Genomic DNA, 15,990 nt, shown 5'->3' with positions numbered 1-15,990 from the left:
CTCGCTCCCACAATGAATTTTGCATAGATCCAATGTGGGAGCGAGCCTGCTCGCGAAGAGGGGCGACTCGATGTGACAGTCAGTCAACAGCCTGAGGATTCAACCAACCCCGCACCCGCCGAAACAATTGTTCCTGCTCGGCCTTTTTGTCCGGCAACACCTTCAGCGCCACCTGGCTGAACGCCGAGGTCTTCAGGCGTTTGCTCGCCTGCATGCGCTCCAGCGCCGCGTTGCGATCCAGCGCTCTGTCCATGTAGAAAATGTCCACCGTCGGCAGCTTCAGCGTCGGGGTCAGTTCGGCGAGTGGAGGCAGGGCCTTGACCGGTGCCTGCGCATCAACCATCACCAGTTTTTCCACCTGCGGTGTCTGCCGCTCGCTGAGAAAGCGTGCCGCCCAATAGGCGCCGGTGCCGTGGCCGAGCACGACAATGCTGCGTGCGCTCTGTTGTTCGGCGTAGGCAATCGCCGCGTCGATCCGTCCGAAGATGCGATCAGCGTCGGCCTTGGCTTGTTCTTCGCTGGTCTCGGCCACCACCTGTTCAGCGACTTCCGCTTCACCGCCAGCGGCTTGTTCGATCGGCTGCGCGGTGGTGGCGTCCTTGCTCGCGGTTTCCGGGGCTTTCGGCGCGGCGGCCGGTTCGATCACGCGTGGGGCGATAGCGTCGCCTTGCAGATCGGGCAGGGTGATACTCAGGCTGCTCCACTCGGCGTCAGGCAACTTGCGCCGCAACGGGCCGACTGCCTGCGGCCAGTCAGCGGTTTCGCCGGCACCCGGAACAATGATCACTGCACCTTTGGGTTCGGGGTTGTTGGCCGGTTTCCACAAGGCGAGGAAAGTGTCGCTGCCGGCCTGCAGTTGTTGCTGCTCTTGCGCCGGCAGTTTACGTTGCAGTGCGGCGGCCTCTTCCTGGCTACGCTCAAGCAGTGGCTGGCGCTCGGCCGGTTTTTCTTCGGCGGGCTTGTCCGTGGCGGCGGGCGCCGGGTCGGCGGCTTCGACGGAAAACGCACAAGGCAGGATCAGCGACAGGCACAATGCTGGCAGTGCCAGGCGGTAGACAAAGGGCATCGGTTATTCCAGGCCAGAAAGTATCCCGGCAGCCTAATGGGTTGGTCAGAATTTGTCAGTGTATGAGACTTCAATGAAGCGATTTTGCTGCCTGTGGGTTATCGGCTGGTTGTGGTTTCCCTTGATGGGCTGGGCGGCGCCTGCGCCATCGGCCCATGCCGCACAACTGACGTCGAGCCAGCAGCACTGGCTGGCGCAGCACACTGAATTGCGCGTCGGCCTGGTCCTGCAGGCGCCCTACGCGACTTACGATCGGCGCTTGCAGCGATTGTCCGGGGCCAATGTCGAGTTGATGAAACTGCTCGGCAAAACCCTCGGAGTGGAATTGAGCTGGCGCAACTTCCAGGATCTCGGGGCATTGGAAAGCGCTCTGCGCGAGGGTGAAATCGACATCGCCCCGGGCCTGAGCCAGACACCAGGCGCGCTGCGCCTCTGGCAGTTTTCCGACCCGTACATGCGTGTGCCGCAACTGGTGGTCAGCGACCGGAAAAGCAGCAGCGCAGTCGATCTGGAAAAACTCGACAGCCAGACTCGGGTCGCCGTACGCATGCCGAGCAGCACCGCTGATTACCTGCGCAGCAACTATCCGCACCTGAATCTGCAAGGCGTGCCGCTGGAACGTCAGGCGTTGCAGTTGCTGTTGAGTCAGCAAGCCTCCTACGCGGTGGTCGACGAAGCGCAGTTGGGGCGGCTGTCGGTGGAACCGGAGTTCGCCGAATTGGTGGTGGTCGGCGATATCGGCCTGCCGCAGTTGCTGCGTGTGGCCTCGCGGCGCGATTGGCCGGAGCTGGCCGGCATCGTCCAGAGCGCCTTGCGTGCGATTCCGGCCAAGGATCTGGAACAACTGCACAACCAATGGCTGCAACCGAAATATCCACGGCTGGCTGAATCGCCGGGGTTCTGGCAGAACCTCAGCCTGTTGTTCGCGGTGCTGCTGCTCAGTTGCGTGGCGATCGTGGTCTGGCAGCGGCGCCAGCAGCACAGTCTCGAACAGCGCCTGCTCAGCGCGCGCGAGGATATCGCCCTGCGCGCGGCCAGTGAAGAAGCACTGCGGCTGACGCAGTTTTCCATCGACCAAAGCACCGTCGGCATTCTCTGGGTCAATTGGGACAGCCATGTGCGCTACGCCAATCGCGCGGCGGAAAACATGCTCGGTTATCCCTCGGGCGGGCTGATCGAGCGGCCGCTGATCGACTTCGAGCCCGGCCTGCACATGGATCGCTGGCTCAATCTGTGGAAGCGCGCGCGGGCCAGTGAAGAAGGGCCGCTGAGCTTCGAGACCAGTTGTCTGCGCGCCGACGGCACTGTCCTGCCGGCGGACGTCTCCCTGAGCTTCGTGCGTTTTCGCGACAGTGAATATCTGGTGGTCTACCTCACCGATGTCACCGACCGCCGCCGCGCACTGGCCGCTTTGCAGGAGAGTGAAGCGCGCCTGCAAGGCATCGCCGCGAACGTGCCGGGTCTGGTGTTTCGTCTGGAACGGGCGCCGGTCACCGGGCAGATCGACTTTGCCTACATCAGCGAGGGCAGCGAAACGCTGGTGGGTTATGCGCCGGCGGCCATCGCGCATCGCGACATGGGCCTGCGCAGTCTGGTGCACCCCGACGACAAGGCCAGTTATCACCGCACTCAGGATCAGGCGCTGGACACCGACAGCGACTGGTCGTGGCAGGGCCGCATCGTCACACGCCAGGGCGAGCAGCGCTGGGCCGAGATCAAGGCGATCACCCGGCAACTGGAGGACGGCGCCTACGTCTGGGACGGCATCGTCTGGGACATCAGCGAAAGCAAACGTATCGAGCTGGAACTGGCGGCCTCCCGCGAGCAGTTGCGTGAACTGTCGGCGCACCTGGAGAGCGTGCGCGAAGAAGAGAAGGCGCGCATCGCCCGGGAAGTTCATGATGAGCTGGGGCAGATGCTCACCGTACTGAAACTGGAGACATCGATGTGCGAACTGGCCTACGCGCAACTTGATCCGGGTCTGAACGAGCGGCTCAACAGCATGAAGCGCCTGATCGCACAACTATTTCAGCTGGTGCGCGATGTGGCGACGGCGTTGCGCCCGCCGATCCTCGATGCCGGGATTGCCTCGGCGATCGAGTGGCAGGCGCGACGCTTCGAGGCGCGCACGCAGATTCCGTGTCTGGTGCAGGTGCCGGACAACCTGCCGGCGCTCAGCGATGCCAAAGCGGTAGGGCTGTTCCGGATTTTGCAGGAGGCGCTGACCAACGTGATGCGCCATGCCCAGGCGCATACGGTGGAATTGACCCTGGCATTGGATGACGATGAATTGTGTCTGACCGTCAGCGATGACGGCGTAGGATTTGTCGCCGCTGAAGGTCGGCCGACTTCGTTTGGTCTGGTCGGCATGCGTGAGCGGGTGCTGATCATGGGCGGCCGGCTGGAGCTGGTGAGTGAGCCGGGGGAGGGCACCAGTCTTCAAGTATGGGTGCCGGTGAGTGAGGTCTGAAGGTTTGTGTTGTGAGTGCTGACGCCTTCGCGAGCAGGCTCGCTCCCACCGGGGAGAATGCATTCCAGGGTGGGAGCGAGCCCGCTCGCGAAATATTTTGGCTAAGGAGAAGAATGTGATCCGTGTACTGGTAGCCGAAGACCACACCATCGTCCGCGAGGGCATCAAGCAATTGATCGGCCTGGCCAAGGATCTGCAAGTGGTGGGGGAGGCGAGCAATGGTGAGCAACTGCTCGAAACCCTGCGCAACGTGCCTTGCGAAGTGGTGTTGCTGGACATCTCCATGCCCGGTGTCAACGGTCTGGAAGCGATCCCGCGCATCCGTGCGCTGAACAATCCGCCGGCGATCCTGGTGCTGTCGATGCACGACGAGGCGCAAATGGCCGCTCGCGCATTGAAGGTCGGCGCGGCCGGGTATGCGACCAAGGACAGCGATCCGGCGCTGCTGCTCACGGCGATCCGCAAGGTCGCGGCGGGTGGGCGCTACATTGATCCGGAACTGGCCGACCGCATGGTCTTCGAAGTCGGCCTGACCGATACCCGGCCGCTGCATTCGCTGCTGTCCGAACGCGAATTCTCGGTGTTCGAGCGCCTGGCCCAGGGCGCCAATGTCAACGACATCGCCCAGCAACTGGCCTTGAGCAGCAAGACCATCAGCACCCACAAGGCGCGGCTGATGCAAAAGCTCAACATCACCTCGCTGGCTGAACTGGTGAAATACGCTATGGAACACAAACTCCTCTGACCGTCACCGCCCTCATGTGGGAGCGAGCCTGCTCGCGAAAGCGGCGTAACAGTCAGCCATTCAGTTTGATGACCCACCGCATTCGCGAGCAGGCTCGCTCCCACAAGTTCCGAGTTGGCATATCCATTAGCGACAAGCGCTTTTGCCTTTGCTTGCGGCTTGCAGCTCACCGCTCGCCACTGCTTTATCCAATAGCGCCATCCTTGTAGGGCAATCCCTACCCCCAACCTTCCATTGCGCTTAAGCGATTCTCTCCTGCGCCCCGATTTGCGTGGCTGGCGCCAGCCACTAGGCTTGATGAACAAGCAGTCATCAACAACAAAGGTGCGGGTATGAGCCAGGTCGATACAAGCGCAGGGGCCAGTGATGTGCTGGTCAGCTTTCGTGGTGTGCAGAAGAGCTACGACGGCGAGAACCTGATCGTCAAAGACCTCAATCTGGACATTCGCAAAGGCGAATTTCTCACCCTGCTCGGGCCGTCCGGTTCCGGCAAGACCACCAGCCTGATGATGCTCGCCGGATTCGAAACGCCGACCGCCGGCGAGATTCTGCTGGCCGGGCGTTCGATCAACAACGTACCGCCGCACAAGCGTGACATCGGCATGGTGTTTCAGAACTACGCGCTGTTCCCGCACATGACCGTCGCCGAAAACCTCGCCTTCCCGTTGACCGTGCGTGGCCTGAACAAAAGCGACGTCAGCGAGCGGGTGAAGAAAGTCCTCAGCATGGTCCAGCTCGATGCCTTCGCTTCGCGCTACCCGGCACAGTTGTCCGGTGGTCAGCAGCAGCGTGTGGCGTTGGCCCGCGCCTTGGTGTTCGAACCGCAACTGGTGTTGATGGACGAACCGCTGGGCGCCCTCGACAAGCAGTTGCGTGAACATATGCAAATGGAGATCAAGCACCTGCACCAGCGGCTCGGCGTGACCGTGGTCTACGTGACCCACGATCAGGGCGAAGCGCTGACCATGTCCGACCGCGTTGCCGTGTTCCATCAAGGCGAGATCCAGCAGATCGCGCCGCCACGCACGCTCTATGAAGAGCCGAAGAACACTTTTGTCGCCAACTTCATCGGCGAGAACAACCGCCTCAACGGACGCCTGCTCAGCCACAGCGGCGAGCGTTGTGTGGTCGAGTTGGGCCGTGGCGAAAAGGTCGAGGCGCTGGCAGTCAACGTCGGCCAGACCGGCGAGCCGGTGACCCTGTCGATCCGTCCGGAGCGCGTCAGCCTCAATGGTTCGAGCGATCAATGTGTCAACCGCTTCTCAGGGAGGGTGGCGGAATTCATCTATCTGGGCGACCACGTCCGGGTGCGCCTGGAAGTCTGCGGCAAGACCGACTTCTTCGTGAAACAGCCGATTGCCGAGCTTGATCCCGCGCTCGCTGTCGGTGACGTGGTACCGCTTGGCTGGCAGGTCGAGCACGTTCGTGCGCTCGATCCGCTTTCAGAGGCGCACTAAGCGCCCCGGCAATACCAACACCAACCCTGCACGTGGAGAGAACAATAAATGTTGAGATCCCTGAAGTTCACCGCCCTGACTCTGGGCCTGATGGGTGCGACCGGCGCGATGGCTGCCGGCCCGGACTTGACCGTGGTGTCGTTTGGCGGGGCGAACAAGGCGGCGCAAGTCAAAGCCTTCTATGCACCGTGGGAAGCGGCGGGCAACGGCAAGATCGTTGCCGGCGAATACAACGGCGAAATGGCCAAGGTCAAAGCCATGGTCGACACCAAGAGCGTGTCGTGGGACCTGGTTGAGGTTGAATCGCCAGAGCTGTCCCGTGGTTGCGACGAAGACATGTTCGAGCAACTCGACCCGGCGCTGTTCGGCAAGAGCGAAGACTACGTCAAGGGCGCCATTCAGCCGTGTGGCGTGGGCTTTTTCGTTTGGTCGACCGTATTGGCTTACAACGCTGACAAGCTGAAAACTGCACCGACCAGCTGGGCGGATTTCTGGGACACGAAGAAATTCCCCGGCAAGCGTGGCCTGCGCAAAGGTGCCAAGTACACCCTCGAATTCGCCCTGATGGCCGATGGTGTGGCGCCGAAAGACGTCTACAAGGAACTGGCGAGCAAGGGCGGTCAGGATCGCGCCTTCAAAAAGCTTGATGAGCTGAAACCAAGCATTCAGTGGTGGGAAGCCGGCGCACAACCGCCGCAGTACCTCGCTTCCGGTGACGTGGTCATGAGCTCGGCCTACAACGGTCGCATCGCGGCGGTGCAGAAAGAGTCCAACCTGAAAGTGGTGTGGAACGGCGGCATCTACGACTTCGACGCCTGGGCCATCCCGAAAGGTCTGGACGCCAAGCGCGCGGAAGCGGCAAAAAAATTCATCGCTTTCTCGGTGCAGCCGCAGCAGCAGAAGACCTACTCGGAAAACATCGCTTACGGCCCGGCCAATACCCAAGCCGTACCGCTGCTGGCCAAGGATGTTCTGAAAGACATGCCGACCACCCCGGAAAACATCGCCAACCAGGTGCAGATCGACGTCAGCTTCTGGGCTGACAACGGCGAACAACTGGAGCAGCGCTTCAATTCCTGGGCGGCGAAATAACCGAGGGCTCGCCCTCCTGTGGGAGCGAGCCTGCTCGCGAAAGCGGTAGATCAGCCAGCATAAATGTTGAATGTGCTGGCCTCTTCGCGAGCAGGCTCGCTCCCACAGGTTGCTGTGGTTCAACACAACAGCGGTGGTTCGCCACCTCTGTAACGATCAAAGATTTGCGGAGTACGTCATGGCCATCGCCGTTCCCCTGAACGAGGGCGCCAGCCCCACCTTGAAGCAGAAGCTCAAGCACGCCGAGCGGGTCAACCGCTGGAAGGCCCAGGCGCTGATTGCGCCGCTGGTGCTGTTTCTGCTGCTGGTGTTTCTGGTGCCGATCGTGGCGCTGCTCTATAAAAGCGTCGGCAACCCGGAAGTGGTTGGCGGCATGCCGCGCACTGTCACTGCCATCGCGGGTTGGGACGGCCGTGGTCTGCCCGCCGAGCCGGTGTACAAGGCGGCCAGCGAAGACCTCGCCGAAGCCCGCAAAAACCAGACGCTGGGCGATCTGTCCAAGCGCTTGAACATGGAGTTGGCCGGCTATCGCAGCCTGCTGACCAAAACCGCCCGGGCGCTGCCGTTTGCCAGCGAACCGGCCTCCTATAAAGAAGCCCTGGAAGCGCTCGACGAGCGTTGGGGCGACCCGGCCTACTGGCAAGCGGTGAAACGCAACACCAGCAGTATCACTCCTTATTACCTGCTGGCGGCAGTCGATCACCGCATCGACGACCTCGGCGAACTGGCCCCGGCCACCCCGGATCAGGCGATCTACCTCGACATCTTCGCCCGTACCTTCTGGATGGGCCTGGTCATCACCGTGATCTGCCTGTTGCTCGCCTACCCACTGGCCTACCTGCTGGCGAACCTGCCTTCGCGGCAGAGCAACCTGCTGATGATTCTGGTGCTGCTGCCGTTCTGGACCTCGATTCTGGTGCGGGTCGCGGCGTGGATCGTGCTGCTGCAATCCGGCGGCCTGATCAACAGCGCGCTGCTGGCCATGGGCATCATCGATAAACCGCTGGAACTGGTGTTCAACCGCACCGGCGTGTACATCTCGATGGTGCACATCCTCCTGCCGTTCATGATTCTGCCGATCTACAGCGTGATGAAAGGCATCTCGCCAACCTACATGCGTGCGGCGATTTCCCTCGGCTGTCATCCGTTCGCCAGTTTCTGGCGCGTGTACTTCCCGCAGACCTATGCCGGTGTCGGCGCCGGCTGCCTGTTGGTGTTCATCCTCGCCATCGGCTACTACATCACCCCGGCGCTGCTCGGCAGCCCGAACGACCAAATGGTCAGCTACTTCGTCGCTTTCTACACCAACACCAGCATCAACTGGGGCATGGCCACTGCGCTCGGCGGCCTGCTGTTGCTGGCGACCGTGGTGCTTTATCTGATCTACAGCTGGCTGGTCGGCGCCAGTCGCCTGCGCCTGAGCTAAGGGGAATTTGCGATGCTGAGTCCTTACATGTCGCCCATCGAACGGGTGTGGTTCTACAGCCTGCGGATCCTCTGCGGCCTGATCCTGTTGTTCCTGATCCTGCCGGTGCTGGTGATCGTGCCGCTGTCGTTCAACTCGGGAAGTTTCCTGGTCTATCCGCTGCAGGGTTTCTCGCTGCAGTGGTACCACGACTTCTTTGCTTCGGCGGAATGGATGCGTGCGCTGAAGAACAGCATCATCGTCGCCCCGGCCGCGACCGTGCTGGCGATGATCTTCGGCACCCTGGCGGCGATCGGCCTGACCCGCGGCGACTTCCCCGGCAAGTCGCTGGTGATGGCGCTGGTGATTTCGCCGATGGTGGTGCCGGTGGTGATTATCGGCGTGGCGAGTTATCTGTTCTTCGCACCGCTGGGGCTGGGCAACAGCTTCTTCTCACTGATCGTGGTGCATGCGGTGCTGGGTGTGCCGTTTGTGATCATCACCGTGTCGGCGACGTTGCAGGGCTTCAATCACAATCTGGTACGCGCAGCGGCCAGCCTGGGCGCTTCACCGCTGACGGCGTTCCGCCGGGTGACCTTGCCGCTGATCGCGCCCGGAGTGATTTCCGGAGCGCTGTTTGCCTTTGCGACGTCGTTTGACGAGGTGGTGGTGACGCTGTTTCTCGCTGGGCCCGAGCAGGCGACATTGCCTCGGCAGATGTTCAGCGGGATTCGCGAGAACCTCAGCCCGACGATTGCGGCGGCGGCGACGTTGCTGATTGCCTTCTCCGTCGTTCTGTTGCTGACGCTGGAATGGCTGCGGGGGCGTAGCGAGAAACTGCGTACGGCTCACGTTTAAAGGCCAGATCAAAAGCTTACCCCCTCACCCCAGCCCTCTCCCCCAGGGGGGCGAGGGGGAAAGGGAGCAGATCGTTGTGGTTTTCAAGGCCTGAGTTCGACTCGGTAATTCAGGTCGGTGTATTGCGAGAGTACACCTCGGTCAGTCCCCTCTCCCTCTGGGAGAGGGCTAGGGTGAGGGGCTCTTGCTCTTACCCTCAATGCGTCATTCACCACCTGAATAGCAGACAACCCCAAATCTCAAGCTAATCTTGTGCCCAGCTCCCACATCTATAAGAGGCTGCGCACCATGAGTCTGTCCCAGTTCAAAATCGCTCACAAACTGATCACTGGCGCCGCAGCCATCGAGCAACTGGCGGCGGAGCTCACGCGTCTTGATGTCGACAACCCGCTGATCGTCACTGACGCGGCGCTGGTCAAATCCGGCACTGTCGAGCTGGCACTGGTGCAACTGGGCGGGCGCGAATACGAGATTTTCGATCGGGTGCTGCCCGACCCGGAAATCGCCATCGTCGAAGACTGCATGCGCGCCTACCGTGAGGGCGGGCATGACGGTTTGATCGGCCTCGGCGGTGGCAGCGCCATCGACATCGCCAAGAGCGTCGCCGCCTACGCCGGTTATCACGGCGCGCTGGAAGACCTGTTCGGCGTCGATCAGGTGCCGCGCAAGGGCCCGCCGCTGATCGCCATCCCGACCACCGCCGGCACCGGCTCGGAAGTCACCAACGTGGCGATCCTTTCGGACAAGGTTGCGCAGTTGAAGAAAGGCATCGTCAGCGACTATCTGTTGCCGGACGTGGCGCTGGTCAGTCCGCAAATGACCCTGACCTGTCCGCGCAGCGTCACCGCCGCCAGTGGTGTCGATGCGCTGGTGCACGCCATCGAATCCTACCTGTCAGTGAACGCCTCGCCGATCACCGACTCCCTCGCCATCGGCGCAATCAAGCTGATCGCCAAGGCTCTGCCCAAGGCCTACGCCAACGGCGCCAACCTGCAAGCGCGCGAAGACATGGCCACCGCCAGCCTGATGGCCGGCATGGCGTTCGGTAACGCCGGGGTCGGCGCGGTGCATGCGCTGGCGTATCCGCTGGGCGGGCGTTTCAACATTGCCCACGGTGTCAGCAACGCCTTGCTGCTGCCCTATGTGATGACCTGGAACAAGATGGCCTGCATCGAACGCATGCAGGATATTGCCGAAGCCATGGGCGTGAAGACCGCTCATCTGAGTGCCAGCGAAGCGGCGGACAAAGCCGTGCAGGCCATGAGCGACTTGTGCGCGGCGGTGGAAATTCCAGCCGGGCTGCGCAGTTTCGGTGTGCCGGAAGAAGCGATCCCGGCCATGGCCGTGGAGGCCGCCGGCATCGAGCGCCTGATGCGCAACAACCCACGCAAACTCAGCGCCGCCGACATCGAGAAAATCTACCGCGCGGCCTACTGAGGCGGAGATGCCGAGGGCTCATGGCACAACCCAATCATCGCGGTCCCGGTGCGCGCGTGGAAACTTGAGGTATACAATGCGCGCCATCGTGATTTAGCTCAGCACAGGTGCGTCATGCAGCCCTTCGTAATTGCTCCGTCGATCCTCTCCGCCGACTTCGCCCGCCTCGGCGAGGAAGTGGACAACGTCCTCGCCGCCGGCGCCGACTTCGTCCATTTCGACGTCATGGACAACCACTACGTGCCGAACCTGACGATCGGCCCGATGGTCTGCGCGGCGCTGCGCAAGTACGGCGTCACCGCGCCGATCGACGCGCACCTGATGGTCAGCCCGGTGGACCGCATCGTCGGCGACTTCATCGAAGCCGGCGCGACCTACATCACCTTCCATCCGGAAGCCACTTTGCACGTCGATCGCTCGCTGCAGCTGATCCGTGAAGGCGGTTGCAAATCCGGCCTGGTGTTCAACCCCGCGACTCCGCTGGACGTGCTCAAGTACGTGATCGACAAGGTCGACATGGTCCTGCTGATGAGCGTCAACCCGGGCTTCGGCGGGCAGAAGTTCATTCCCGGCACCCTCGACAAACTGCGAGAGGCGCGGGCGATCATCGACGCTTCGGGGCGCGATATCCGCCTGGAGATCGACGGCGGCGTCAACGTCAACAACATCCGCGAAATCGCCGCCGCTGGCGCTGACACCTTTGTCGCCGGCTCGGCCATTTTCAACGCGCCGAACTATCAGGAAGTCATCGACAAGATGCGTTCCGAACTGGCACTGGCGCGCCCATGAGCGGTTTTGAGCAGTTGTTCCCGGGGCAACTGCCACGGTTGGTGATGTTCGATCTGGATGGCACGCTGATCGATTCGGTTCCCGATCTGGCAGCGGCGGTGGACACCATGCTGCTCTCCCTCGGCCGTCCGCCGGCGGGTATCGAAGCGGTACGCGAATGGGTCGGCAATGGCGCGCCAGTGCTGGTGCGTCGGGCCTTGGCGGGTGGCATCGATCACTCGGCAGTGGACGACGCTGAAGCCGATCGCGCACTGGAGATTTTCATGGAGGCGTACGGCGCCAGCCATGAGCTGACCGTGGTCTATCCCGGTGTGCGCGACACGCTCAAGTGGCTGCACAAGCAAGGCGTGGCCATGGCGCTGATCACCAACAAGCCCGAGCGCTTCGTCGCGCCGCTGCTCGATCAGATGAAGATCGGCCGCTACTTCAAGTGGATCATCGGCGGCGATACCCTGCCGCAGAAGAAACCTGACCCGGCGGCGCTGTTTTTCGTGATGAAAATGGCCAACATTCCGGCCTCGCAATCGTTGTTCGTCGGCGACTCGCGCAGCGATGTGCAGGCGGCGAAAGCGGCTGGGGTCAAGTGCGTGGCGCTGAGCTACGGCTACAACCATGGCCGGCCGATTGCCGAGGAATCCCCGGCTCTGGTGATCGACGATTTGCGCAAACTAATTCCCGGTTGCCTGGATCTGGCCGGTGGGATAACGTTGCCCGACGCTGTCCAACCCCCTTCTGGAAACGCCATCGTGGTGGTCACCCGCAAACTCTGGATGAAAGTCATCAAGGCCCTGGCCCGTTGGCGTTGGCGCGCCTGACTGATTCTGGCCGGCCCTGCCGGCGCGTTTGCATACCTGACTGATTGCACCTCACACCACGAGGCACCTTATGAATCGCGAAGAATTCCTGCGTCTGGCCGCTGACGGCTATAACCGCATCCCGCTGGCCTGCGAAACCCTGGCCGACTTCGACACGCCGCTGTCGATCTACCTGAAACTGGCCGACCAGCCCAACTCCTACCTGCTCGAATCGGTGCAGGGCGGCGAGAAGTGGGGCCGTTATTCGATCATCGGCCTGCCGTGCCGCACCGTGCTGCGGGTGCACGACCATCACGTCAGCATCAGCGTTGATGGCGTCGAGACTGAAAGCCACGACGTCGAAGATCCGCTGGCCTTCGTCGAAACCTTCAAGGCGCGCTACAACGTGCCGACCATCGCCGGTCTGCCACGTTTCAACGGTGGCCTGGTCGGTTACTTCGGTTACGACTGCGTGCGCTATGTGGAGAAGCGTCTGGGCAAGTGCTCGAACCCTGATCCGCTGGGCGTGCCGGACATTCTGCTGATGGTTTCCGACGCCGTCGTGGTGTTCGACAACCTGGCCGGCAAAATGCACGCGATTGTCCTTGCCGACCCGGCCCAGGCTGATGCCTTCGAGCAAGGCCAAGCGCGGTTGCAGGAACTGCTCGAGCAACTGCGCCAGCCGATCACCCCGCGTCGTGGCCTGGATTTCAGCAAACAGCAATCCGCTGATCCGGTGTTCCGTTCGAGCTTCACTCAGGACGATTACGAAAAAGCCGTCGACACCATCAAGGAATACATCCTTGCCGGCGACTGCATGCAGGTGGTGCCGTCGCAGCGCATGTCGATCGACTTCAAGGCTGCGCCGATCGATCTGTACCGCGCGCTGCGTTGCTTCAACCCGACGCCGTATATGTACTTCTTCAACTTCGGCGATTTCCACGTCGTCGGCAGTTCACCGGAAGTGTTGGTGCGCGTTGAAGACAACCTGATCACCGTGCGCCCGATCGCCGGCACGCGCCCACGCGGCGCGACCGAAGAGGCCGATGTGGCGCTGGAGCAGGATCTGCTCTCGGATGACAAGGAGATCGCCGAGCATCTCATGCTGATCGATCTGGGCCGCAACGATACCGGGCGCGTCTCGGAAATCGGTTCGGTGAAGCTCACCGAGAAAATGGTCATCGAGCGTTATTCCAACGTCATGCACATCGTCTCCAACGTCACCGGCCAGTTGAAGTCGGGCCTGACCGCGATGGACGCGCTGCGGGCGATTCTGCCGGCGGGGACTTTGTCCGGCGCGCCGAAGATTCGCGCGATGGAAATCATCGACGAACTCGAGCCGGTCAAGCGTGGCGTATATGGCGGCGCGGTCGGTTACTTTGCCTGGAACGGCAACATGGACACCGCCATTGCCATCCGTACGGCGGTGATCAAGAACGGCGAACTGCACGTGCAGGCCGGCGGCGGCATCGTCGCCGACTCGGTACCGGCGCTGGAATGGGAAGAAACCCTGAACAAACGCCGCGCGATGTTCCGCGCCGTGGCCCTGGCCGAGCAGACCCCGGAAATTTGAGCCACGCAATTTCCCATGTGGGAGCGAGCCTGCTCGCGAAGAGGTGTGTCAGTCACCGTTGATATTGACTGACCCAGCGCTTTCGCGAGCAGGCTCGCTCCCACATTGGGTTTTGTGTTGAGGCATAAAAAAGCGGCGCCTGTCAGGGCGCCGCTTTTTTTGCATCCGTCACTCAGAAATCCAGCACAACCCCGACATTCAGTCCCTGCTGTTTGAAGTCATCATCCTTGCGGAAGGTATAACCGCCACGCAGCGCCAGATCCGCCGTCAGCTTGTGACTGACCCCCAGGCTCAAGCGGTTCAGGTGACTTGCCGGTGTATAGCCTTCAAGGGTGAAGTCATTCGCCGGCAGGGTGTTAAGGGCGATGTTGACCTTCTGCACGTCATCTTCGTACTCACGCTCGTGGGCGTATTCGCCGTACACCTGGGTTTGCGCGGTGAAGTTGTACTTGCCCTGAATGCCCAGGCCCAGGCGTTTCGAATCGCGACTCTGGTCATCGAAGGTCAGCGCCGTGGCGCGGTTGCTCTTCTCCGAGTAACCATCGACATCGACACTGGCGTAATCGGCGCTGACAAACGGCGACAGATGCCATTGGCTGCCCGGTTGGGCAATGTCATAGCCAAGGCGGGTGCTGAACGCCCACAGGCTGCCATCGGTATCGCCTTTCTCCGCACCCTCGCTGGCGCCGAGGTCGAACTTGCGCTTGAGGTTGTCGTAGTCGAGTTTGCCACCGGTCAGCGCGGCGTCGGCCCACCAGCGGTTCTGCTGGAACTGGGCGAACGCGGTGGCCATGTAGCTGTTGAGTTTGTAGTCGGAATCGTTGTGCCCGGCCTCGAGATTCTGCCGATACAAACCGGCCGCCACCCCCACGCGCCAGGCTTCGTTCAAGCGATAGCTGCCGCCGAGGTTGAGGTTGTAACCGCTGCCATCGGCGCTGGCGGCGCTGCTTTGGCTGTCGACATCCAGATGCTGTCCGCCGGCCGAGACGATGGCGCGCCATTGGCCGACCGCTTGCCAGTTTTCCCAATCCGCCTGCCACTGGTTACGCAATTCATCCTGATGAGCACGGACGGTGCCGTGGGCCATTTCCGGCAGCAGGCTCAATTCCCACGGTGCTGCCAGGAGGGAGTAAGCGTAATCGGCGATCAGTTTCTGCCCGGATTCGGTCGGGTGTACGCCATCGTTGTAGATCAGTTTGGTCGGGTCCGGCGTGGCGCTGTTGATGCCATAGCGGGCGTTTTCCGGGCAGCCGCTGCCACTGAAGCAGGTCGCGGTGAGGTTCTGATCGGTGGCCAGACCGAAGCGTCCCGGGTCGGCGAAGACTTCCGAGAGCAGCACCGGAATGTTCAGCGGAATGACTTCGGCGTTGATGCCCTGCAGGCGCGTCACCAACTGACTGTTGAACTGATTGGCGAGGGTGCTGCTGAACGCTTGCAGCGGCGTGCCATTGAGCGCCGGGGTCAGGCCCACGTCGGGCAGCAGCCAGACCATCACGTATTTGGCGCCGGCGGTCTGCAGGGTCTGCACGCTGTCGGCCAGTCGATCGGCTGCGGCGTTGGCCTGGGGCAGACTGAGAATGCGGCCCTGGAGGAAATCGTTGCCGCCACCGGAAATGTAATACAGCGCATTCGGGTCGGCGCGAAAGCCGTTCGACGGCAGGTAACCGGCGCGGGTGCGTTCGCCGGTGGCCGATTGGGTGGTGATCGAATCGAGAATCTGGTCAGTGCGATAGCCGCCGACCGCCCAGTTGTTGCCGTCGGGCTGGCCGTTTTCCGCGCGCACCGCGGAGCTGGACGAGGCAGTCTGGTCGGGGGAAAAGCCCAGGCGACCGCCAAGCAACTGTGTGGAATTCAATGAATAAACTTCGCCGCTGCCATCCCGATATACCGGCCCGGTACGGTTGGTATAACGCTCGGTGGAGCCCGCCGGGCCGCCCGAGTCGGCGAAGGTGCCGGCGTCGTTGAGGCTGTCGCCGAAGACGATGAAACTCGAATAAGGATTGGGCGCTGCATTGGCCTGAGCGCAGGCCATTGCGAGCAAGCAGCTGGCCAGCGGTACAAACAACGTCTGTCTGATCATGGGCAAGTCCGTTTATTTATTGTTGTAGGTGAACGAAACGACAGTACCAAAAACGTTCGGCGTTTTGCCATCGGTCGCGAATCCTTCTGCCGTTTTATAAGCCGCAGGCCCCGCCATATTGCACGCTCCGCCCAGCTAAGTTACTGTGCCGGAACGTATGAACGAGACCTTCCCCGTGTTGATCACCAGCAAACTTCTGGATCAAGTCATCAAGGCACACGCCC

12 protein-coding genes are annotated in these 15,990 nt (G+C 61.8%); 10 read left to right on the top strand and 2 right to left on the bottom strand.

The annotated features are described in order from the left end of the window. Nucleotides 1–79: 79 nt before the first annotated feature. The gene (locus tag GXB78_RS11850; RefSeq protein ID WP_329515523.1) at nt 80–1,066 is read right to left on the bottom strand and encodes an alpha/beta hydrolase family protein; all 987 of its coding nucleotides are present in this window, start codon (nt 1,064–1,066) and stop codon (nt 80–82) included. Nucleotides 1,067–1,139: 73 nt separating this feature from the next. Between GXB78_RS11850 and GXB78_RS11845 the strand changes: the two genes are divergently transcribed. The 10 genes from GXB78_RS11845 to trpE all read left to right on the top strand — a co-directional run bounded on the left by GXB78_RS11845 (nt 1,140) and on the right by trpE (nt 13,686). Further along, the gene (locus GXB78_RS11845; RefSeq protein ID WP_329515522.1) at nt 1,140–3,536 is read left to right on the top strand and encodes a PAS domain-containing sensor histidine kinase; all 2,397 of its coding nucleotides are present in this window, start codon (nt 1,140–1,142) and stop codon (nt 3,534–3,536) included. Between the two features lie 115 nt (nt 3,537–3,651). Then, on the top strand, nt 3,652–4,281 hold the full coding sequence (locus tag GXB78_RS11840) for a response regulator (protein ID WP_085709227.1): 630 nt from the start codon (nt 3,652–3,654) through the stop codon (nt 4,279–4,281). 332 nt (nt 4,282–4,613) lie between these two features. Next, on the top strand, nt 4,614–5,738 hold the full coding sequence (locus GXB78_RS11835; RefSeq protein WP_329515521.1) for an ABC transporter ATP-binding protein: 1,125 nt from the start codon (nt 4,614–4,616) through the stop codon (nt 5,736–5,738). A 48-nt stretch (nt 5,739–5,786) separates the two neighbouring features. Further along, complete coding sequence (locus GXB78_RS11830; protein WP_042610425.1) at nt 5,787–6,830, top strand: ABC transporter substrate-binding protein; 1,044 nt, start codon at nt 5,787–5,789, stop codon at nt 6,828–6,830. A gap of 178 nt (nt 6,831–7,008) precedes the next feature. After that, complete coding sequence (locus GXB78_RS11825) at nt 7,009–8,256, top strand: ABC transporter permease (protein WP_186620993.1); 1,248 nt, start codon at nt 7,009–7,011, stop codon at nt 8,254–8,256. Nucleotides 8,257–8,268: 12 nt separating this feature from the next. After that, nucleotides 8,269–9,093, top strand: coding sequence for an ABC transporter permease (locus GXB78_RS11820; protein ID WP_329515520.1), 825 nt, complete (start codon nt 8,269–8,271; stop codon nt 9,091–9,093). Nucleotides 9,094–9,381: 288 nt separating this feature from the next. Beyond that, the gene (locus tag GXB78_RS11815) at nt 9,382–10,530 is read left to right on the top strand and encodes an iron-containing alcohol dehydrogenase (RefSeq protein ID WP_329515519.1); all 1,149 of its coding nucleotides are present in this window, start codon (nt 9,382–9,384) and stop codon (nt 10,528–10,530) included. A gap of 114 nt (nt 10,531–10,644) precedes the next feature. Then, complete coding sequence (rpe, locus tag GXB78_RS11810) at nt 10,645–11,319, top strand: ribulose-phosphate 3-epimerase (protein WP_007918813.1); 675 nt, start codon at nt 10,645–10,647, stop codon at nt 11,317–11,319. Further along, nucleotides 11,316–12,134 carry a phosphoglycolate phosphatase gene (locus GXB78_RS11805; protein WP_329515518.1) on the top strand — a complete coding sequence of 273 codons (819 nt, stop codon included), beginning with the start codon at nt 11,316–11,318 and terminating at the stop codon, nt 12,132–12,134. The genes rpe and GXB78_RS11805 overlap by 4 nt, the downstream gene beginning before the upstream one ends. Before the next feature lie 70 nt (nt 12,135–12,204). Then, a complete protein-coding gene (trpE, locus tag GXB78_RS11800; protein ID WP_329515517.1) occupies nt 12,205–13,686 on the top strand; it encodes an anthranilate synthase component I in 1,482 nt (493 codons plus the stop codon). A gap of 172 nt (nt 13,687–13,858) precedes the next feature. On the opposite strand, the gene estP is transcribed toward trpE, so the two are convergent. After that, nucleotides 13,859–15,766, bottom strand: coding sequence for an esterase EstP (estP, locus tag GXB78_RS11795; protein WP_329515516.1), 1,908 nt, complete (start codon nt 15,764–15,766; stop codon nt 13,859–13,861). Nucleotides 15,767–15,990: the final 224 nt, after the last annotated feature.

This window comes from Pseudomonas moraviensis subsp. stanleyae (assembly GCF_036283065.1).
In the GTDB taxonomy this organism is placed as follows: Bacteria; Pseudomonadota; Gammaproteobacteria; order Pseudomonadales; family Pseudomonadaceae; genus Aquipseudomonas; species Aquipseudomonas stanleyae.
This window is presented reverse-complemented; position numbering and strand designations above follow the sequence as displayed.

What these genes read in the sequence shown, in the direction of transcription:
- GXB78_RS11850 (WP_329515523.1), bottom strand. Translation starts at nt 1,066, where the DNA reads ATGCCCTTTGTCTACCGCCTGGCACTGCCAGCATTGTGCCTGTCGCTG.
- GXB78_RS11845 (WP_329515522.1), top strand. Translation starts at nt 1,140, where the DNA reads ATGAAGCGATTTTGCTGCCTGTGGGTTATCGGCTGGTTGTGGTTTCCC.
- GXB78_RS11835 (WP_329515521.1), top strand. Translation starts at nt 4,614, where the DNA reads ATGAGCCAGGTCGATACAAGCGCAGGGGCCAGTGATGTGCTGGTCAGC.
- GXB78_RS11830 (WP_042610425.1), top strand. Translation starts at nt 5,787, where the DNA reads ATGTTGAGATCCCTGAAGTTCACCGCCCTGACTCTGGGCCTGATGGGT.
- GXB78_RS11825 (WP_186620993.1), top strand. Translation starts at nt 7,009, where the DNA reads ATGGCCATCGCCGTTCCCCTGAACGAGGGCGCCAGCCCCACCTTGAAG.
- GXB78_RS11820 (WP_329515520.1), top strand. Translation starts at nt 8,269, where the DNA reads ATGCTGAGTCCTTACATGTCGCCCATCGAACGGGTGTGGTTCTACAGC.
- GXB78_RS11815 (WP_329515519.1), top strand. Translation starts at nt 9,382, where the DNA reads ATGAGTCTGTCCCAGTTCAAAATCGCTCACAAACTGATCACTGGCGCC.
- rpe (WP_007918813.1), top strand. Translation starts at nt 10,645, where the DNA reads ATGCAGCCCTTCGTAATTGCTCCGTCGATCCTCTCCGCCGACTTCGCC.
- GXB78_RS11805 (WP_329515518.1), top strand. Translation starts at nt 11,316, where the DNA reads ATGAGCGGTTTTGAGCAGTTGTTCCCGGGGCAACTGCCACGGTTGGTG.
- trpE (WP_329515517.1), top strand. Translation starts at nt 12,205, where the DNA reads ATGAATCGCGAAGAATTCCTGCGTCTGGCCGCTGACGGCTATAACCGC.
- estP (WP_329515516.1), bottom strand. Translation starts at nt 15,766, where the DNA reads ATGATCAGACAGACGTTGTTTGTACCGCTGGCCAGCTGCTTGCTCGCA.